This window comes from Occallatibacter sp. (assembly GCF_049510455.1).
In the GTDB taxonomy this organism is placed as follows: domain Bacteria; phylum Acidobacteriota; class Terriglobia; order Terriglobales; family Acidobacteriaceae; genus Telmatobacter.
The window spans coordinates 1-18,762 of sequence record NZ_JBEKYX010000054.1; the positions used below are offsets into that span (position 1 = coordinate 1).

The 18,762-nt window shown below is 56.2% G+C and carries 17 protein-coding genes and 1 riboswitch; of the genes, 9 read left to right on the top strand and 8 right to left on the bottom strand.

Annotated features, from left to right (window positions below; genetic code table 11):
• On the top strand, positions 1-165 hold a 165-nt coding region (locus ABSG47_RS11365), incomplete at its 5' end, for a nucleoside transporter C-terminal domain-containing protein (protein ID WP_424169869.1).
• 199 nt (positions 166-364) lie between these two features.
• Complete coding sequence (locus ABSG47_RS11370; RefSeq protein WP_424169802.1) at positions 365-577, top strand: hypothetical protein; 213 nt, start codon at positions 365-367, stop codon at positions 575-577.
• A 35-nt stretch (positions 578-612) separates the two neighbouring features.
• Here ABSG47_RS11370 and ABSG47_RS11375 read toward each other — a convergent pair whose 3' ends face one another.
• The gene (locus ABSG47_RS11375) at positions 613-831 is read right to left on the bottom strand and encodes a DUF2277 domain-containing protein (RefSeq protein WP_424169803.1); all 219 of its coding nucleotides are present in this window, start codon (positions 829-831) and stop codon (positions 613-615) included.
• A gap of 2 nt (positions 832-833) precedes the next feature.
• Positions 834-1,163 (bottom strand): hypothetical protein, encoded by a 330-nt coding sequence (locus tag ABSG47_RS11380; RefSeq protein ID WP_424169804.1) that lies wholly within the window; start codon positions 1,161-1,163, stop codon positions 834-836.
• A 130-nt stretch (positions 1,164-1,293) separates the two neighbouring features.
• Here ABSG47_RS11380 and ABSG47_RS11385 point away from each other — a divergent pair, with 130 nt between their 5' ends.
• The 4 genes from ABSG47_RS11385 to ABSG47_RS11400 all read left to right on the top strand — a co-directional run bounded on the left by ABSG47_RS11385 (position 1,294) and on the right by ABSG47_RS11400 (position 4,364).
• Positions 1,294-2,124 (top strand): hypothetical protein, encoded by an 831-nt coding sequence (locus ABSG47_RS11385; protein WP_424169805.1) that lies wholly within the window; start codon positions 1,294-1,296, stop codon positions 2,122-2,124.
• Positions 2,125-2,224: 100 nt separating this feature from the next.
• Positions 2,225-3,094, top strand: coding sequence for a purine-nucleoside phosphorylase (locus ABSG47_RS11390; protein ID WP_424169806.1), 870 nt, complete (start codon positions 2,225-2,227; stop codon positions 3,092-3,094).
• Positions 3,091-3,738 carry a uridine kinase family protein gene (locus ABSG47_RS11395; protein ID WP_424169807.1) on the top strand — a complete coding sequence of 216 codons (648 nt, stop codon included), beginning with the start codon at positions 3,091-3,093 and terminating at the stop codon, positions 3,736-3,738. The genes ABSG47_RS11390 and ABSG47_RS11395 overlap by 4 nt, the downstream gene beginning before the upstream one ends.
• 101 nt (positions 3,739-3,839) lie before the next feature.
• On the top strand, positions 3,840-4,364 hold the full coding sequence (locus ABSG47_RS11400) for a DUF2062 domain-containing protein (RefSeq protein ID WP_424169808.1): 525 nt from the start codon (positions 3,840-3,842) through the stop codon (positions 4,362-4,364).
• A gap of 76 nt (positions 4,365-4,440) precedes the next feature.
• On the opposite strand, the gene ABSG47_RS11405 is transcribed toward ABSG47_RS11400, so the two are convergent.
• Positions 4,441-5,364, bottom strand: coding sequence for a S1/P1 nuclease (locus ABSG47_RS11405; RefSeq protein WP_424169809.1), 924 nt, complete (start codon positions 5,362-5,364; stop codon positions 4,441-4,443).
• Between the two features lie 617 nt (positions 5,365-5,981).
• On the opposite strand from ABSG47_RS11405, the gene ABSG47_RS11410 reads away from it, so the two are divergent.
• Positions 5,982-6,785: a GvpL/GvpF family gas vesicle protein gene (locus ABSG47_RS11410; protein ID WP_424169810.1), complete on the top strand. Its 804-nt coding sequence runs from the start codon at positions 5,982-5,984 to the stop codon at positions 6,783-6,785.
• A gap of 66 nt (positions 6,786-6,851) precedes the next feature.
• Here ABSG47_RS11410 and ABSG47_RS11415 read toward each other — a convergent pair whose 3' ends face one another.
• Both ABSG47_RS11415 and pgsA read right to left on the bottom strand, forming a co-directional pair.
• Positions 6,852-7,988, bottom strand: coding sequence for an acyltransferase family protein (locus tag ABSG47_RS11415; protein ID WP_424169811.1), 1,137 nt, complete (start codon positions 7,986-7,988; stop codon positions 6,852-6,854).
• 59 nt (positions 7,989-8,047) lie between these two features.
• On the bottom strand, positions 8,048-8,692 hold the full coding sequence (gene pgsA, locus ABSG47_RS11420; RefSeq protein WP_424169812.1) for a CDP-diacylglycerol--glycerol-3-phosphate 3-phosphatidyltransferase: 645 nt from the start codon (positions 8,690-8,692) through the stop codon (positions 8,048-8,050).
• A 574-nt stretch (positions 8,693-9,266) separates the two neighbouring features.
• Between pgsA and ABSG47_RS11425 the strand changes: the two genes are divergently transcribed.
• Together ABSG47_RS11425 and ABSG47_RS11430 are read left to right on the top strand one after the other, a co-directional pair.
• Positions 9,267-10,871: an MATE family efflux transporter gene (locus ABSG47_RS11425; protein WP_424169813.1), complete on the top strand. Its 1,605-nt coding sequence runs from the start codon at positions 9,267-9,269 to the stop codon at positions 10,869-10,871.
• A gap of 48 nt (positions 10,872-10,919) precedes the next feature.
• Positions 10,920-11,534: a class I SAM-dependent methyltransferase gene (locus ABSG47_RS11430; protein ID WP_424169814.1), complete on the top strand. Its 615-nt coding sequence runs from the start codon at positions 10,920-10,922 to the stop codon at positions 11,532-11,534.
• Positions 11,535-11,677: 143 nt separating this feature from the next.
• Here the strand turns inward: ABSG47_RS11430 and ABSG47_RS11435 are convergent, their stop codons facing one another.
• The 3 genes from ABSG47_RS11435 to kdpB form a co-directional block, all read right to left on the bottom strand.
• Positions 11,678-15,175, bottom strand: coding sequence for a carboxypeptidase-like regulatory domain-containing protein (locus tag ABSG47_RS11435; protein ID WP_424169815.1), 3,498 nt, complete (start codon positions 15,173-15,175; stop codon positions 11,678-11,680).
• 178 nt (positions 15,176-15,353) lie between these two features.
• Positions 15,354-15,554: riboswitch (cobalamin riboswitch) on the bottom strand.
• 509 nt (positions 15,555-16,063) lie between these two features.
• Positions 16,064-16,699: a potassium-transporting ATPase subunit KdpC gene (gene kdpC, locus ABSG47_RS11440; RefSeq protein WP_424169816.1), complete on the bottom strand. Its 636-nt coding sequence runs from the start codon at positions 16,697-16,699 to the stop codon at positions 16,064-16,066.
• A gap of 15 nt (positions 16,700-16,714) precedes the next feature.
• Entirely contained in the window at positions 16,715-18,748 is a 2,034-nt protein-coding gene (kdpB, locus tag ABSG47_RS11445) for a potassium-transporting ATPase subunit KdpB (RefSeq protein WP_424169817.1), read from the bottom strand.
• Between the last annotated feature and the right edge of the window lie 14 nt (positions 18,749-18,762).

Consider the following 18,762-nt stretch of genomic DNA (forward strand, 5'->3'; position numbering starts at 1 on the left):
TGCGGCTTCGCAAACCTCGGCTCCATCGGCATGCAAATCGGCGGCATCGGCGCACTTGTCCCCGAACGCCGCAACGACCTAGCCAAACTAGGCATCCGCGCCATGCTAGCCGGCACCATGGCCAACCTGATCAGCGCCTCAATCGCAGGAATGTTTTTGGGGTAAGACGATTATGGAACACGCGAAACTCAGATTGATTCTTGTACTCATCGGCTTTCTGAGCCTTGCGGTGCCGTGTTTCACCCAAGCTCGACAGTGTAAGGAAAGCCCTAAGGTCGTGAGCGCATGTTATATAGTTCACGGTCGCGCTTCATTCGGTTCTGGGACACCAGCATTGAGAATCTGGCCGGTAGGAACGAAGCGCATGCTCGGCGTGACGGCTGGACCCGTAGCAGATGACGCGGACAGTCCAATCTGCCCAAAAAAGATGCTGCAATTCACTGCAGGCAGCGAGAAAATATTCAGCGATTTTGAAGTTTGTCCATTTACGCCGAAAAAGGAAGGCGCGATGCAGATGGTTTGCGTAGAGTCAGCTTCGCACCTTGTTGTTAAGAGATACGGCGCAGATCAGAAATAATCAATAAGACTGAAGAATCAAAAGCTGCTCATTCTTCATGTCCCGAACCGACCTTCACCCCGCGCCTTAGCCTTCGCAGCCTCCTCTTCCCGATTCCGATGCGGAGCATTCGTCTCCAGCGCCCCAAGCAACCGCGCAGAAGCCGCAGCAATCTCACTCACCGCCGCATCAAACGCCGCCTCATTCGCCTTCGAAGGCTTAGCAAACCCACTGATCTTCCGCACAAACTGCACAGACTTGATATTCCGGCACATCGTTACGCGCTCCTTTCCCTTCCAAGCCGCTGCATCCGGTAAAACGCCGTCAGCAGCGTCACCGTCCCGCAGCTCAGCAGGCTCGCCGTCATCCCCAGAATCAGCGACCAGTCATGCTCGAAAACCCCATGCACAATCCCAATCACCTGCAGCACGCTGAAGCCGCCAAACGTAATCAGTGACACGCCCTCATCCGTCTTCTTGCGCCACACCGCAATCACCTGCGGCACAAACAGCAGCGCATTGCACACCAGCCCCAGCCCAAAAATCACCGCCACAATCTCTCGCACTCTTGCCCCCATCGTCCACTTGTCGCTTTCCCAACTTTCCACTGTCCGTCGTCCACTGTCCACTGCTTTTCATCCGTTCCATCTCGCCATTCCCACCCAATCCCCGTCGGAATTCCCACAATTAGAACCAACTTTTCAGAATGTGGAACGCATCCATGTACTGGTGCGGCGCATGACTGATTCCGCGGTGCTTTCATTGGCGATAGTCGCAATGCTGTCCGCCGCTCCCGCATTCCACGCGCAAGCCCCTGCCACACAGGAATCGCAGCCCGGTGCCCCAGGGAAAAAAGACGCCGCCGCGCAGCCCGCTGTGCCAGTGCCACCGGGCGGCCCTGTGCCGGCAAAGGGGATCAAACCCGCTCCCCCCACCCCCATTGCCGAGCAAAAAGACACTCTGAACGAAACCGGCAACTGGAACCCCCAGTGGGACGTCCTCATTGAAGAAAACCTTCCCCCGGAGATGCTCTCCCCCGGCATGGGCAAAGCCGTAGGAGCCTATTGCCCACGTTTCTCCTCGCTGCCAGATGTCGACAAGCGCGCCTTCTGGGCATATCTCTTCCAGGCCCTCTCCGGCGCAGAAGCCGGCCTCAAGCCCACCACCAACGTTAGCCATTCCGATCCTGCTGTAGCAGTCCCCGATAAGGTCAGCCACCGCATGGTCCGCAGTGAAGGTCTCCTTCAACTCACCTACGAAGACTCCGAGCGCTATGGCTGCGATTTCGACTGGAATCACGACAAGTCCCTCGCCACGCGCGACGCAGGCAAGACCATTCTGCAGCCCAAAAATAATCTTCTCTGCGGCATTCGGATCATGAAAAACCAGCTCGTCGATCTCCGCGAGCCCCTGCTCACTCCCAGGAGCTACTGGTCCACCCTGCGTCCAGACACCCTTAGTTACCGCGTCTTCGTAAAGCAGATGACCAACGCCCCGGTCGCCTGCGGAACAAAAGTGCCGCGAAGCCCACACCGCGTGAAGGAAAACCTGCACGCTGCCTCCCAGTAGCGCACGCCGCCTACCAGATCCTCCTTCAGCTCCAGACCAGCTCGCCGCTCAGCTTGTTTCCCGTCGCTCTCCGCCGCCCAAGGCGATTAAAGTATTCACAATGAGTTCCGTTTACTTCGATCAAGTCTCAGAAGCCGCAGCCTATCTGCAATCCAAACTAGGCGCGCTCACACCGCAAATAGCCATCGTCCTGGGCTCCGGCCTCGGCGCTGTCGCAGACGCCGTAGAGAACCCCGTCTACATCCCTTACGGCGAAATCCCACACTTTCCGCAGTCCACAGTCGAAGGCCATTCCGGCCGCATCGTCGCCGGCACGCTAAGCGAAGCGCCAGTAATCGTCATGCAGGGCCGCGTCCATTTTTACGAGGGCTACACACCGCTCCAGGTTACCTTCCCCATGCGCGTCCTCGGCCTCGCCGGCATCCGTACAGTCGTGCTCACCAACGCTGCAGGCGGCATCGCACCCGGCCTCAGCATCGGCCAGCTCGTTGCGCTTTCAGATCACATCAACGCCCTCGGTTTCAACCCGCTCACCGGCCCCAACGAACCGCGCTTCGCCATCGCGCCGGGCGCAGGCCTGCGCTTCTTTGACATGACCGAAGCCTACTCCAAACCACTCCGCTCGCTAGCGCAACAAGCCGCCCAGCAGGAAGGCTGGACCCTCGACGAAGGCATCTACCTCGCCACACCCGGCCCCAGCTTTGAAACGCCAGCGGAAATCCGCGCCTTCCGCACCCTCGGCGCCACTCTTGTCGGCATGTCCACCGTGCCGGAAACCATCGTCGCCCGCCACATGGGCATTCAAGTCCTCGGCATCTCCTGCGTCACCAACCTCGCCGCAGGCCTCGGCGCAGCTCAACTCAGTCATGAAGAAGTCTTCGAAGCCGGCCGCCGCGTGGAACACCGCCTCGCCGGCCTTCTCAAGCGCCTCGTCCCAAACATCGCAAGAGGAATCTCCACCCAACAGTGAGCCAGCCCGCCCCTCAATCCGGAAAGCCCATCGTTCTCGGCATCGCCGGCTTCTCCGGCTCCGGCAAAACCACCCTCGCCCGCGAGCTGGCCCGAGCCTTCAACGGCATCCATTTCCCGCTCGACAATTACTACCTCGATCTTGCCCATCTGCCTCCCGCCGAGCGTGCCCATCAGAACTTCGATGACCCCGCACTCATTGAAAGCCCTCTACTCGCCGCGCATGTAGCCGCACTCGCCCGCGGAGAAGCCATCGAGCGCCCACTCTACGACTTTCCCACGCACACCCGCATCCTCGACCGCACAGAAACCATCCACCCCGCGCCGTTGGTCGTCGTGGAAGGCCTCTTCGCCCTCGTCTACCCGGATCTGCTTCCGCTCTACCACCTGCGCGTCTACGTGGAAACCGCCGAGAATCTCTGCTTCGAGCGCCGCCTACGCCGCGACATCCTGGAGCGCGGCCGCACCGAGGAGTCCGTTCGCCGCCAATACGCAGACACCGTCCATCCCGCAGCTCTCGCCTGGGTCAGGCCCTCCGCCGTTCATGCCGATCTCACTCTGGATGGAGCCGAGAACCTCGACTTCAAAGTAGAAGAGGTCGTTGCCTGGCTGCGTCAGCGGGGACTCTTCACCTTTTCGGACTGAACCTCGCACCATAGTGGTATTCCCATCTTGATTCCAGTCATAAAAGATTTATTCATCCGTGAGGCGTAATTCATCCGAAAATCACTACGTTCTACATAGCGATGCGCATATTCCGACCCAATTGGACCGCCATCAGGGCACAAGCCGACCAGCTTCTGCTGCGGGGAATCACCCCGCGGCGGCTCGCCCTCACGCTTGCATTGGGTTTTGCGCTGGGTTGCATTCCCGTCATTGGCATTCCCACGGCACTGTGCGCCATGATCGCGCTGCTCTTCCGGCTCAACCTGCCCGCCATGCAAGCGGCCAATTACATCGCCATGCCCTTTCAGTTGGCGCTCATTGTGCCTCTGGCCCGGCTCGGCGTCTGGATTAGCGTCGGGATCGCTCCATTCGCAGCAGGCAGCGCAATCGACCTGCATGTGCTGACGCACTCACCGCTGGAGCTTATCCGCCATTCCTCCGGTCAGTTGCTCAGGCAGCTAGGCCTTCTTGCCGGTGAAGCGCTCCTGGCCTGGCTACTCGTCGCCATTCCCGTCGTTCTGCTGCTCACCGTAGCGCTTACCAGCGTACTGCGGCGGGTTCCAGCGCTGTCCTCAGTGCAGGTTACTGAATCATCGGCAGGTTAATAGGACCACAGCATCCAACGCAAAAACCTGTTTCCCGTGAGTAATTGAAAAGACTTTGCCATTTTCCGCAGGTTTGTCAATAATTCGGAGTCGAAACCGGCTGTGCGCTGTCCACCCATGCCGTGTAGATCATATCCCGCAGCATGCTTGCTCCCGCCGCCAGGCGCTCGGCGGTAAAATCGCGCGATTCCGCGCTGCCACCTCCGGTAAATCCACCCGCCTTCTCCAACTGGTACACTTTCTCCACGTATGTCGCCGTGTGGCGGATATATGCCACATACTGGTCGAAAATATCGCCCTCAATCACATGCGGCGCCGTCATTTTGGTGTGCGCTCCGGCGTCCAGCGTCTGCAGGTTGTCGCGAACAAACAGCGTCTCAAACTGCGCATGAATCTTGTGGTCTGTCGTATAGCCGTTGGGGTTAGGCCCAGTCCAGCCGTTGTACTGGATTGTCGTATGCAGCGGTTGTGAGGCATCGCCCACATAGTGTCCCAGCCATCCGGCATAAAACAGGACTGACTGCTCCACCTCGCGCGTGGGCTTGTGATCTGCCGAAAGCTGGCGATACGTTCGCAGCGCGGCCTTTAACCTCTCCCACACTTCCGTCGCCTCCCACGGCTGCAGGCCAATCCTGCTCGGATTCTGTCCGGCGGCATACACCTTGGCCAGAAAGTCGAAGCGCCGATGCGGCAGCGGACCGAGCGCATCGGCAGGCTCCAGGTCGATAAAGTGCTCCGGCGCCTGCGCGCTGTTCAGCTCCGGCTCAGCAGGCGAGCGCCACCGATCCGGCTCCGGTCCCAGGTATTCAATTAGTGCCACAGCATCCTTCGAGCGCAAAAACTCCGGAACGTCCGAGGGCAGGGAAGAAGCAGCCAGCCGGTTCACCATGCGATGGCCTTCATCGCCCCATGCATGGGCGGCAGGCGGCGCAACAAGGGCAACGGTGAACGCAGCAAGCGCAGGAAGGGCAACGAAAGAGGCGGAGCGGAATGCCAGCATGGAGAAAGTATACGAGGCGGCTCGAAGAGTTTTTGAAAAATTGGTTGCATCGCGCCGTCTGGGCCATGCGAGTCGGGCGCGCAATTGAAAGAGGGCCGCTCCAGTTTTGTGGGCTGGTTTAGCCCTCTGGATTATCACGCGTGCATGGGTAAGTTGAGCCGATATGGCGCAATGATTTTCGCGATTCCAGGCCTTGCGCCGCTCGGTTCTCTCACGAAACTCCTCGTGCGGCTGGCAAAAATTCGGCCCCGGTGACCTGCCAGCCGGCAGCCAGCCAGATGCTTTCAAACCAAAGTAACATTGAAATTTCCACAATAAAAATTCCATAGGCGGCCATTCGGAGGCGCTTTATGGGATAAATTCAGTTTAATGAAGTTAAATTTTGATAATATCAATGCAATCTTGCACTTTCGAGCTACCAATTCCAAAGTGGGCAAGACAGACATTGCCAGTTGTATTTCGGAAGAGCTAGTATTCGCATAGTTTCTACCGGGATTTCTGGAATCTTCTAGCAGGACCCGGCGTGTGCGCTGTATGCAGCTTGTTCCCACAGTTTTATTCCCACAGTTTCAGATCTAGCGCGGCGCAGTCCGCTGGCCGCGGGGAGTGTTTCCTATATGGCATGGTATGCCTACTGCATAGGTGAGAAGCAAGCATTTCCAGAGTTGGTCAGGCATCGCAAACCAGTTCCCCTTGAGCAAGTTCACGGGGTTAGCGGCAATCAGGTTTTCCTTTACCCGGCAAGTGACCTCGCAATCGTTGTCAGCGAGCACAATCCGGCTGAAAGCTTCAACCAGCGATCGGGAATCGATCATGCAAGAGTGATCGCAGACTGCTTTCAGCATTCCACCATTCTTCCTTTCCGGTTTGGTACCGTTTTTGATACCGACGATCTCCTTCGCAAATCCATCCGCTCCAATCAACGCCAGTTTCAGACGAATATCGATAAGCTTCGCGGCAAAACCGAGATGCACATCAAGATCCTCGTTGACGACTGCTGTGCCGGAGCCCTCATCGGCAACCTTCCCACCGAGGGCGTCGGTCGCGAATACCTTTCCAACCTCCGCGAAAATGCCGCCCGTCAGCGCGAGCGTCAGACCCGCGGCCGAGCCGTCAGCTTCCAGATGCGTCGTCTCTTCAATCCGCTCGATGAAGAGGTCACCTGCCGCCTCACGGAAAACGGCAAAATGATCCTCGACATCTCGCACCTGATTGAGCGCAAGTTCGTCGAGCGCTACCAGAACAAGTTCGCAACCACCGCCGCGACCATGAAGGAGTGCCAGATGCAGATCTCCGGTCCGTGGCCTCCGTATCACTTCGTTCACCGGCTCACGCGCGCCAATCACGCGCCCGTGCATGCGCCTGCAGCCGCAGCCCTGCCCGCCATAAAGACTGCCGAGCCCATTCCCGCAATGGCCTGACGCAATCTCTCCGCAACCAACAACGGCCGCGACAATGTCGCGGCCGTTCCCATTACAACCCGAATCTCAAGCCACCTGACACACTGCCCGCTTTCCCCGCAGCCTGGCCATCAGCTTCTTCGGCCAGTCGCGATCCATGCAGGGCCGCTCAATCAGCACAAAATAGATAGTTCCAACCAGCAGGATCGCCGGTATGCAGACCAGATCCGTCACCGCCAGGTACCCCCATGCCGGCACACGGCGTTCCAGGTGCATGCGATGCAGGAGGTCTTTCATCACCGTAAAAACAATGGGATGTGTCAGATAAAGGCTGTAGCACATGCCGCCGATAATTGGCACAGCCGGAAAGCGGAAGAAGGCCGGGAACAGCTTTCCTTTGAAGGCGCCGGTATAAGCCACCAGCGACAACGGAGCAATCCACACATGAGCCGGAGATGGCGGGAGCAGAAAGATGCCCAGCCACGCCAGCACGGAGGCAACGTCCCATCCCCAGCTCTCAGGGATGCTCTTCCAGTCCGTTGCGTAAATATCTGCAAGCAAAAATCCGGCCAGAAAGAACTGCGCCCAATCCAGAATGGTGAGCCCAACGCGCGAATAAACTCCAGGCACGGCCCCCGGAATCCACGCAAGTTGCGCATAGCCCATCGCAATGATCGCAATCAATAGCAACAGGCGGCGCATCCACGCCGGGCGCAGCAGGAAAATCATCGCCAGCAGCGGAGCCAGGCAGTAGAACTGTACCTCAATCTCCAGAGACCAGGTCACAAAATGAATGACGCTCGCGTAGCCGTACCACAGGCTATGCACGTACAGGATGTTTGCCAGCAGATGCGTTGCAATATAGCCCAGCGCATGCGTTGCCGCAAGCAGACCGGCTGCGCGAATGCAGAGAATCAGAATGTACGGAGGCTCAAGGCGCGTCAGGCGGCGCAGAAAATAGGCTCCAATGCGTACTTGTTTCCCGCCCGCCAGATATTGCTTCGCAAAGGGAAGCCCAAGAATGAATCCGCTGATAATAAAAAACAGCTCGACTCCACGGCGCAGGTGCTCAATCCAGAAAGGCATTCCGCCCAGCACAACACGAACATCTGTCTGGACGTATGTGTGATAAATCACCACTGAAGCGATGGCCACAAAACGCAGCCCATCGATCTCCGGGATATAGCTGCCTCCGCTGGTAATGCGCCTCAGCGATAGATTCATCTACGGCACCCTCTCTTCTTGCTCAGTATGTATGATTGCCGCTACAGGGCAGAGTGATTTTAATTTACAGTCTCGTGTTTGCCGCTGCGTGACAGCACAAACGAACTCCGCCGGTCCTTCGACGCGCGATCGATCTGTTTCCAGAAGCCCACAAAATAATCAATCGCTGAAATCGTCGAGACGCCCACGGTAAAGTACATGCCGGTAATCGCCGTCCACTTCACCGGAAGAACAATCAGCCCAAGCTTCCACTCAAACCATCGATGCGAGAGAATCGCCGCCACCACTGAGACAATCTGAAGCACTGTTTTCAGCTTGCCCAGGTCGCTTGCCTGGATCGTAAATCCCTCAGACGCCGCAATCGACCTCAGCCCCGAGATCAGGAACTCGCGACCGATAATCACCACCGCAATCCAGACCTTCACCACCTGCGGCGTATAGGCCACCAGCGCAATCAGCGCCGCCGTCACCATGACCTTGTCCGCCAGAGGATCCAGCAGCATCCCCAGCGTCGTAATCTGCCCGCGCTTCCGCGCCAGGTAGCCGTCCACTCCATCGGTAATTGAAGCAAGAATGAACAGCACCGCGGCGGAAGCCTCTTGCAAGCCCTCCGGTCCCTGCCACGGAAACTTGCTCGAAAGAATCCACAGCAGCAGCGGGATCATGACAATCCGGCTCATCGTGATGGAATTGGGCAAGTTCATGCTAAACCTATTGTTTCCATGATAACTTCTGTCCAGCATCCGCGCTTCGGACCAAATTGCGGAAAATTTGCGGAACAAATTACCATAGACGGCGTGGCAGACAGGACTCCAACCATGCCCACGGCGCCTTCGACTTTTACTATTTCCGTGTTCACCCGCCACTCCGCTAAGTGTCTCCACAAGAATAACCCTCAGTGGCGGAAGTGCAAATGTCGGAAGTCTCTTTACCTGTACGAAAACGGAAGAAAAGAAGACTATCGCCAAGCGTTTCAAGACACTCAAAGGGCTGACTCCCTACCAGTTCATCTGTGCCGCTTGGCAGAAAGCCCCCCACAGGTTTACCCTCCACCTCATCCACCACTCCCTGGGACTAAACACCAGGCGTCGAACGCTCGCGTTATCGCAGATTCAAGCTCTATCGACCGATACAACGCCCGCTCGAAACCTCGACTGGAGTTCGCGCGTTTTTGCTGCAACCGGAGGTACAGTCGTTCCCATGGCTTCGCTTTGCCGGGCCATCCTCTGTCGTCGAAGGTCATTGCACGCCAAAGCATTGCTAAAATTATGCATAGATATGAACGCTCTTGACGAGAACCAAGACGGCCCACCGGGGCAGCCTGAGATTCAGGACGCAACTGAAGTAGTTAAGAATGTCGGCTCCAAGGCAACCTTCACCCGTAACTCGATCATCAGCATGCTTCGCCTTTTCGTAACCGCAGGAATCGCTCTGGTCCTGCCAGGTTACCTGACGCACAAAATGCCTATCAAGACTTACGCGGCATGGGTGTTAATCCTACAGGTAAGCTCTTATGTAAGCTATCTTGATTTTGGTATTCAGACAGCCATTTCCAAGTTTGTAGCCGAATACCGAGTTAAGCAGGACGCTGCCGGCTTAAACATGCGTGCCAGTGCGGGATTACTCCTCATGCTGCTTGCCGGCGCGCTGGGTATAGTCCTGACATTGATCTTAGCCTGGTGCGCACCTCAGTTGTTTCACGACATCCCCTCCGACCTTTATGGAGATATACGAGTCAGTATTATCCTCGTGGGCATTTCCCTATCGCTCGGACTTGTCTTTTCCATTTTCTCTTCTATTTTCTTAGGGCTTCAGCGATTCACAGTACCAATGATCATCGGTATCGTGAATCGCTTTTTGTTTACGGGGATGGTGCTCGGCGCTGCTGCATATCATTTGAGCCTCGCGACGATGGGCGCATTGGTAGCTTTTACCAATGTGTTTACGGGACTGTTGCAGTTTGAAGCATGGCGGCGGTGGGGAAGAAGCGTCCGTTTAAGTCTGGCCTCCATTGATCGCAGTGTTGTGCGGAAGATGTTCGTCTATTGTTCTTCGCTCGCTATATGGAATGGAGCGATGTTGTTCATCAGTGGGCTGGATTTAACCATCGTAGGGAGATATGACTTTGGCCAGACTGCCTTCTATTCCGTCGCCGCCCTTCCAATGACTTTCGGCATTTCGATCATGGGAGCTGCACTTGCTCCACTGATGCCCACCACTTCCGCATTGAGCGTACTCCGTACACCGGAACAGATGGGCATGCTCCTGGCGAAGGTAACGCGCTATGCTTCAATTCTACTGATCGTATCCAGCATTCCACTGCTCGTTGGAGGTTACTGGATGTTACGGATATGGGTCGGGCCAACGTATGCGACGAATGCGATTGGCTATTTACGTATTCTTGTCATAGCAAATGTTTTGCGCAATATGTGTATGCCATACGCGAGCATGCTGGTCGCGACAGACAATCAGAAAGTTGGAATCTTTTGTGCGATCGCTGAAGCCGTCGTTAATCTCACCTCAAGCATATATTTGGGCCGCCGTTTCGGTGCAATTGGAGTTGCATACGGCACACTCATCGGATCGTTCGTGAGTGTGGGCGTGCATTTTGTGTTCAATATGCACTTCACATATTCCCAGTTTTCCATTTCGCGTACGCGCCTTTTCTTGAACGGCCTTGCTCGTCCCTTTCTCATTGCGCTCCCGTCTCTCCTGCTGTTCCGTCTTTGGTGGCTTACAACACCGCCTGCGCTGACTCTTCCCATGTGGACCGCGCTGGTCTTGAGTACCTTGCTGATCGCATGGTTTATAGCGCTCGATAGCGGAGAGCGAACTTCGCTCGTACACATGGCCGGGACCCGGCTCATGCTTCGAACAAGGTAAAATAGTCTTCGGTTTAGGCCATCCACCTGGAATGGAAAAGAGGGTTTTGTGAAGGGCAAGTTTGAATATGCTTACTGGCAATCGGTTTTCAAAGGTCTTACCAAGCCCAAGGTGCCGGTTACACCTTACATTCCCCAGCGTCGCCAGCCTCCTTCGCGTTCCCTGGAAGTCGTATCTGCCTGGGAGGGAATCCAGAATATTCTCGCCGATCTCATTCAGCGATTCGACATCGACACAAATCGCTGTCTTGAGTTCGGCGTTGAGTACGGCTTCTCGACTGTAGCCCTGTCTTCCTTTTTCAACGCAGTAACCGGTGTGGACACCTTTCAAGGAGATCGCCACACCACCAACAAAAGCGACATATACAGTGAGACATCGGAAAGACTGTCGTGCTTCGCCAACATTAACCTCATCTGCAGCGACTACCGCGACTTTATTCAGCAGGACCATGGATCCTATGGCTTGATCCATGTCGATATCATCCACACTTTTGCGGATACCTTTGCGTGCGGCCTATGGAGTGCCAACCACTCTCAATGCACCATCTTTCATGACACGGAGTCTTTTCCTCAGGTCAAACAGGCTGTGACCGAGATAGCGCGGGCAACCGGCAAGAAGTTTTATAACTTCAATGAAAGCTCTGGCTTGGGCATTCTTGTGTGATGGTCAGCCCACCCATATCTTCATCATGGCAATTAAAACGGCTATTCCCTTCACCGCTTTGTATTGGATATGAGGCATCTCCTCCCTTTCTCTATGGAGTGAGAGATGCTGGTCCTGGTCAGAGTCTCAAGACATGATCAACTTCAAAACGAATACTTCGCCGCGAGCTGCATAAGCCGGGGTGCCTGAGCGCTTTCGATTTTGCCGAAGGCCGCGTCGCTCCTCTGGCCATCGATAGCACTTGGACCATAGAACTGGGCATGGTTGAGTGTGTTGAAGGTTTCCAGGCGCAGTTCTACATTCGTCCGCTCAGTGATGCGGAGATCCTTTTTAAGCGTTGTATCGAAGTCTTCGATCCCCGGCCCATAGAACTCGCGCCGCCGAGCGCTGCCTGACTGTCCAAGATTTTCTTCCGGAAAGAGCGCCGTATGAAACGCCGGCTTGCCGTTACGTCCGTTCGTGTTGATGTGGAGAGGTCCGGGCAGATGCTGCGGGGTGTCCAGCAGGTAATTGTTGGCGCCATTGCCGAGAGTACCCAGCAGCGAATTGTCTGAGTTATCAAATAACGTGACGGGAAGACCGGTCGTGAACCGCGCCGTTCCAGACAAACTCCATCCTTCTGTCAACCGGCTATGACGACGCGTTGCCCAGGCTACAGGCATTTGCCAGGTGTAGTTGCCAACCACCGAATGCTTCATGTCCCATGCGGAGATTGCCCGCGAGTGTCTTGGATCAAGAGGATCGAGCTGTTCGCCGATGTTCGATCCCTGATCGATTGACTTGGCGTAAGAATAACTCAGCGAAGCCTGTGATTCACTCCGCTGGTAACGCAAGGTGGATTGCAAGGTGTTGTAATTGGAGTTGCCGATGGAGGCATCTTCTGTATTTTCCTGATAGAGCTCACAGCCATTGACATACGAGGAGCAAAGAGCAGGTGGATTGGTTACATCGACGCCGGTGGTTCTCCGCTCCTGGCCGGATCGCGTTCCCTGGTAGGTTGCGCCGGAAGCCGTGGTAAACGTACCATCTTCGGCAAACGGCCCGCAGCCTGGAAGACTGAGGCACAGAGCTTGATTGCCTGGGTTTACCGACGCTAGTTCCATAATGTGATGGCCTTGATTGCCGACATAGCTCACGGTAAGCAGTAACCCTGTTCTCAACTGGCGCTGAATCGACAGCATGTAGTTGCTGATATACGGTACTGAATTCTTGTAATAGAAGAATGGATCGGCCGAGACCGGCGTCACTGCCGTCCAGTTGAACCCGGAATACGGATGGCTCTGTGAGATGCCATGCGGCGGCAGCGCGAGTGGATACGGATCCGGTTCAACTCCGCCGTCTGATACGTTGACAAAAGGTTGCGAGAGAAGCGGCGGTTGAGAGCTTAAATAGTTGTAACCAAATGGCGGCACGGCATACATGATGCCCGTATTGAGACCAGGAAACGACGTGTAGAAGAGGCCGTAGCTGGCGCGGATGCTCGTCGTGCCCGAAGCGCCCAGCAGCTTTCCACGAATGCCTTTGTCGAAATTCGGCGAATACGCTAAGCCGATTCTCGGCGCTACGCTGCCGTATTTGGTGGGGGAGATTGTAGACGGAATGCCTGGGTCTCCCGGTACCAGCATGCCCGGAACAGCGTTTGGATATAGCTCGGATTGGCGACCGGCGACGTAGGTCTGAATGGAATCGTACTTTTCCGACCACGGTTCGATGATGTCCCAGCGCACACTAAGGTTGATCGTCAGGTCGGGACGCGCGCGCCAGCTATCCTGGCCATACGCCCCTAAATAGTGATTCCGCAGATAAAAGGGCGGTCCGTCAGACTGAGTGTAATTGCTCGTCACTCCGAGCAGGAAGTCGGCGAATGGAATACCGGTTTCCGTACCATCGATATTGAAAGTTCCGTTGAACGTGCCGTTAGGGTGCTCGTTGACCTGGTCCATGTGAAACTGCACGCCGAACTTCAACGAATGCGCACCGATCACGCGGGTCAATCCGTCGCTGAGGTAGTACGTATTGTTGTTCTGAATCACGTTCGTGATCGGTACCCCCATCGCAAACTGAGGGAAGGTGATGTTCATTACGCCTTCATATTGGGGCGCCTGAATATAAATGCCGGTATTGCCTCCTGCCGTGATTCCCTGCGCGGACAAAGGCACACCAAGGCCGCCTTTTGGTTGACCGACGATGTTGGCGTTGCGCAGGACTCCGAGATGGAACTCGTTAACCGTCTTGGAGCCGAGCGTAGTCGTGATTCCTAAAGAGGCAAGCTGAGCACGTCCACTGAAGATCGCATCGAAGCCGGGGATGCTTGCGCCGGCCACGCTGCCTGGGTAGGGATTATCGAGATTGTATTGATCAAAGAAGTAATAGCCGGAAACCTGGCCGATATGTGTATTGCTGTCGGCCCGGACGGAAAACTTATTGTCGGTGACCAGCTGATTGTAAGCCGATGTGGTGAATTCGTTGAGTCCGCTATTGGGTTGAGGAACATATCCAATCAGCTTCTGATAGGGCGCAGAAAATGCCGCTCCCGGAATCACCCCGCCAGGGAAAACGTCTGTGTACTTCTCGCCTGCGGTCACGGGAGTGCCAAGGGCCTGCGTGAGCAGGGAAGCAATATAGGGACCGCTCACTGCATACGGTGTACTGGCTGAAGCGTCCGCTGCCGCGAACTCGCCTGAAAAATCACCGCTCCGCTCTGCGAATGAGGGAACGGTTATATTTCCTGTTGAAACGCCTTGGGTGGTGTGCGTTCCCTGGTAGTCGCCAAAGAAAAAGACCTTGTGGTGCTTGATAGGTCCCCCAACGGTACTGCCGAACTGGTTCTGGCGAAAGACCGCTCTCACTGGATCGAAATAACCGCGCGAATCGAGCGAAGTGTTTCGCAGAAACTCGAATGCCGAGCCATGAACCTGGTCTGTGCCCGCCTTGCTTACCACGGTGATCATGCCGCCGTTGTAGTTGCCATACTCTGGATCGAAGTTATTCGTCAGCACACGAAACTCATCGATCGAATCAAGGTCGGGAACGACCGCTGTGCCGCCGTTCATGTGCTCGCGAACATCGATTCCATTCACCATCCACCCATTCGATGATTCTCGCTGGCCGCTGATCGACAGATTGCCGGCATTCTGATCGCCGGATGGCTCAATGCCGCCTGTCACGCCGGCCATGATGACTGAACTCGGAAGCAGCGTCGATATTGGCGTGACGCCCGGCTGAATCGCCAGCAGATCCGTGTAAGCACGCCCGTTCAGCGGGAGGGCGGTCAATTGCGTGCCGGTCACCACGTCGCCAAGATGTGTCGAGACTGTATCGATCTGAACCTCAGCCTCGCTGCTGACCTGGATCGATTCAGCGTTGCCGCCAACCTGCATCATGAAATCGACTTTCAGCGCTGAGTCGGTGTCGATCGCCAGCCCGGTCTTCTTCTGCGTCCTGAAGCCGGTGGCAGTTACGGTCATTTCATAATGGCCCACTGGGAGATTGGGAAAGGTGAAGAGGCCTGCACCGTCTGACTTAACGTGATACTTCGTCTGCTGCGCTATGTTCACGAGCTCCAGTGCGGCGTTGGGAATGACCGCGCCCGACTGATCGGCCACTATGCCCGTGATGCTTCCCCCGATCGCTGCATACATCGGTGTCAATGCAAGCAGGAGGTATCCAAAGAAAAGAAAAGACAAACGGCCCTTTCGGGCCACGGAGAGAATAGAGTCCAGCCTCGGACGGAGCAAACGCACCTCGCGGGGCGGGAAAGAAGGTGCGAGGGCTCAAAGATTCATGAGCAATCGTCCCCGTTTCCACGCGGAGAAGAATCACAAAACACTATTTCAGGTAGGTTTCCTGACTCTCAGGCGAAGTCGCAGTGTGAGCGGCTTCAGAGCTTCCGCCTTCCCCGGCTCGCGCCGAGTGGCTCGTTGGAAGATCGATTGTCCTGATTACAGTGGCGGGACCGCGCCGGACTCTCACCGGCTTCCCTGTTACGCCCTTGCGGGCTCCTGAAACATCTGACTGAACGATAACACATTGAACAACGACAGAAACGCCTGGTGGCTCAGTTTGAATTGTTTTGTAACAGGGCACGACTTGAGTCGTGCCAAAAAAAGCTGCAAAACTTCCGGACTTTAGCCCCTGCGGGATGTTTTTGCAGCGTCTGACGAATCGACTTCGGCTTGCTTTGTAACAGGGCACGACTTGAGTCGTGCCGAAAATCCGGCTGATAGAGTCTTTGGGCTTTAGCCCCTGATGGATGTTTTCAAACTGAGCCACTACCCAGAAACGCCTGGTGTTCCCGAGACGCAGAATCCCTTCCCTGGATGTCCGAAGCGATGGATCTCAAGAAGGAGAAAAATTTCTTTGAGACACGCGTTATCGAGTATCAGAACGGTGGCTCTTTGTCCTGGATGTTTAGTCCCAGAGTGTGGTGGAGTAATCTATTCGGACTTGCCATCGCCGGAGGTTTTGTGGGACAGGTGCTTCACCGGAGCGCCCGAACGACAGCGGCAGTACGTCGAGAGTAGTGGCAATTATTTGCCCGATAGCCGATCGAGATCGAGGTTCAACAAAAGCACATTCACGCGTGGTTCGCCAAGCAGGCCAAACTGCCGCCCAGTGATATGCTGCGCAATCAGTGTACGAATCTGCTCTACATTTAGCCCGCGCGCCTTGGCCACACGTACCGCCTGAAAATACGCCGCATCCGGTGTAATGTCGGGATCGAGCCCCGATCCCGACATCGTCACCAGATCAATCGGCACCGGCTTGCCGCCGGATTCCTTGCTCAGCTTGTCAATATCGCCTTGAATCCGCTGCACCAGCTTCGCATTCGACTGCGCCAGGTTCGATCCGCCGGAAGCAGTTGCGTCATATCCATTGCCCGCCGCTGAAGGCCGCGGATGAAAGTAATTGTCAGAGGTAAAGCTCTGCGCCAGTAACTCCGATCCCACAACCTGGCCGTTCTTCAGAATCAGGCTTCCTTCCGCCTGGTGCTGAAACAGAACATGGGCAACCAGGGTAATCGCCAGCGGATAGCCCAGCCCAAACAGCACCGTCACAATCAGCGTGAACCGAACCGCCGTTAACCATACCGAATGCGTCTGTATCTCCGTACCGGCTGTGGTCGCATCTGAAGGTGTTTCAGGCAATGTGGAAGCAGTATGCACAGTCATTCTCCTTGGTTAGGCCAGGTGCAAAAACGCAAGCGCCATGTCAATCGCCTTGATCCCGATGAACGGCACAATTACGCCGCCCACGCCATAAATCAGCAGATTTCGCCGTAGCAGCACATCCGCGGGCTTCGGCTGATACTTCACGCCCTTCAACGCCAGCGGAATCAGCGCAATGATGATAATCGCGTTGAAGATGACCGCTGAAAGAATCGCCGAATGCGGCGAGCGCAGGTCCATGATGTTCAGCGCATTCAGCACAGGAAACACGCCTGCGAACATCGCCGGAATAATTGCAAAATACTTTGCGACATCGTTCGCGATCGAGAACGTTGTCAACGCGCCCCGCGTCATCAGCAGTTGCTTGCCAATCTCCACAATCTCGATCAACTTTGTCGGGTTCGAATCGAGATCCACCATATTGCCGGCCTCTTTGGCCGCCTGTGTGCCGGAGTTCATCGCCACGCCTACATCTGCCTGCGCCAGCGCCGGCGCGTCGTTCGTGCCGTCACCTGTCATCGCCACCAGCTTGCCGCGCGCCTGCTCACGCTTGATCAGGTCCATCTTGTCCTTTGGCTTCGCCTCGGCAAGAAAGTCGTCCACACCCGCTTCGCGCGCAATTACAGCGGCTGTCAGCGGATTGTCGCCCGTGATCATGATGGTGCGAATTCCCATCGCGCGCAGCCGCGCCAGCCGCTCCTTCAAGCCGCCTTTCACAATGTCTTTCAGATAAATCACGCCCAGCGCCGTTGCATTTTCAGACACTACCAGTGGCGTTCCGCCCGCGCGTGCAATCTCTTCCACGCTCTCCCGCACCTTCTGCGGCAGGGAAGACCCCTGCTCTTCCAGAAAGCGCGTAATCGCATCGACACTTCCTTTGCGAATCCGTGTTCCCGGAATATTCACGCCGCTCATCCGTGTCTGTGCCGTAAATGGCACAAACTCCGCATGGATGCTTCCCAGATCGCGGCCGCGCAGATTGTACTGTGTCTTTGCCAGTACCACAATTGACCGGCCCTCCGGCGTCTCGTCGGAAAGGGAGGCAAGCTGTGCGGCATCCGCCAGCCGCTCCGCGCTCACGCTCGGCGCGGGAATGAACTCCACCGCCTGTCGATTGCCCAGCGTTATCGTGCCCGTTTTATCCAGCAGCAGCGTGTTCACGTCTCCTGCCGCTTCTACCGCGCGTCCGCTCATCGCCAGCACGTTGTACTGCACCAGCCGGTCCATGCCCGCTATGCCGATTGCTGAAAGCAGGCCGCCGATCGTCGTCGGAATCAGGCACACCAGCAGTGACACCAGAACAAAGACGGTCTGCGGTGCCTTCGAGTACATCGCAAATGGCTGCAGTGTCACCACCGCCAGAAGAAACACAATCGTCAGCCCGCTCAGCAGAATGCTCAGCGCGATCTCATTCGGCGTCTTCTGCCGTGACGCGCCTTCCACCAACGCAATCATGCGATCCAGAAAGGTCTCGCCCGGATTCGATGTGATCTTCACCCTGATCCAGTCGGAAAGCACTTTCGTGCCTCCCGTCACCGCCGAGCGGTCCCCGCCTGCTTCACGGATCACCGGCGCGGACTCGCCCGTAATCGCCGACTCGTCCACGCTTGCTACGCCTTCAATTACTTCGCCGTCGCCCGCAATGTACTGCCCCGCTGGGATGTAAATCACGTTTCCAGCACGCAGTGCGCTGCTCGGCACCTCTTCCAGCTCGCCGCTCGCCGCATAGCGCTGCGCAATTGTCTCTCCGCGCGCCTTTCGCAGCGTATCGGCCTGCGCCTTGCCGCGCCCTTCAGCCATCGCCTCGGCAAAATTAGCAAACAGCACCGTGAACCATAGCCACAGCGTGATTTGCAGATTGAACCCGAACCCAGGCCGATGATGTACCGTGTTGTCGATCAGCAGCAGCGTCGTCAGCACACTGCCCACCTCAACAACAAACATCACTGGATTCTTCACCATCTTGCGCGGGTTCAACTTCTGCACTGAATCCAGCAGTGCCGCGCCAGCAATCTTCGAATTCCAGAGATTCTTTTTCTCATTCATCGCAATATCTCTTT

Coding starts and splice junctions, on each gene's coding strand:
- ABSG47_RS11370 (WP_424169802.1), top strand. CDS start 365: ATGCTCGGCGTGACGGCTGGACCCGTAGCAGATGACGCGGACAGTCCA.
- ABSG47_RS11375 (WP_424169803.1), bottom strand. CDS start 831: ATGTGCCGGAATATCAAGTCTGTGCAGTTTGTGCGGAAGATCAGTGGG.
- ABSG47_RS11385 (WP_424169805.1), top strand. CDS start 1,294: ATGACTGATTCCGCGGTGCTTTCATTGGCGATAGTCGCAATGCTGTCC.
- ABSG47_RS11390 (WP_424169806.1), top strand. CDS start 2,225: ATGAGTTCCGTTTACTTCGATCAAGTCTCAGAAGCCGCAGCCTATCTG.
- ABSG47_RS11400 (WP_424169808.1), top strand. CDS start 3,840: ATGCGCATATTCCGACCCAATTGGACCGCCATCAGGGCACAAGCCGAC.
- ABSG47_RS11405 (WP_424169809.1), bottom strand. CDS start 5,364: ATGCTGGCATTCCGCTCCGCCTCTTTCGTTGCCCTTCCTGCGCTTGCT.
- ABSG47_RS11410 (WP_424169810.1), top strand. CDS start 5,982: ATGGCATGGTATGCCTACTGCATAGGTGAGAAGCAAGCATTTCCAGAG.
- ABSG47_RS11415 (WP_424169811.1), bottom strand. CDS start 7,988: ATGAATCTATCGCTGAGGCGCATTACCAGCGGAGGCAGCTATATCCCG.
- pgsA (WP_424169812.1), bottom strand. CDS start 8,692: ATGAACTTGCCCAATTCCATCACGATGAGCCGGATTGTCATGATCCCG.
- ABSG47_RS11425 (WP_424169813.1), top strand. CDS start 9,267: ATGAACGCTCTTGACGAGAACCAAGACGGCCCACCGGGGCAGCCTGAG.
- ABSG47_RS11435 (WP_424169815.1), bottom strand. CDS start 15,175: ATGTATGCAGCGATCGGGGGAAGCATCACGGGCATAGTGGCCGATCAG.
- kdpB (WP_424169817.1), bottom strand. CDS start 18,748: ATGAATGAGAAAAAGAATCTCTGGAATTCGAAGATTGCTGGCGCGGCA.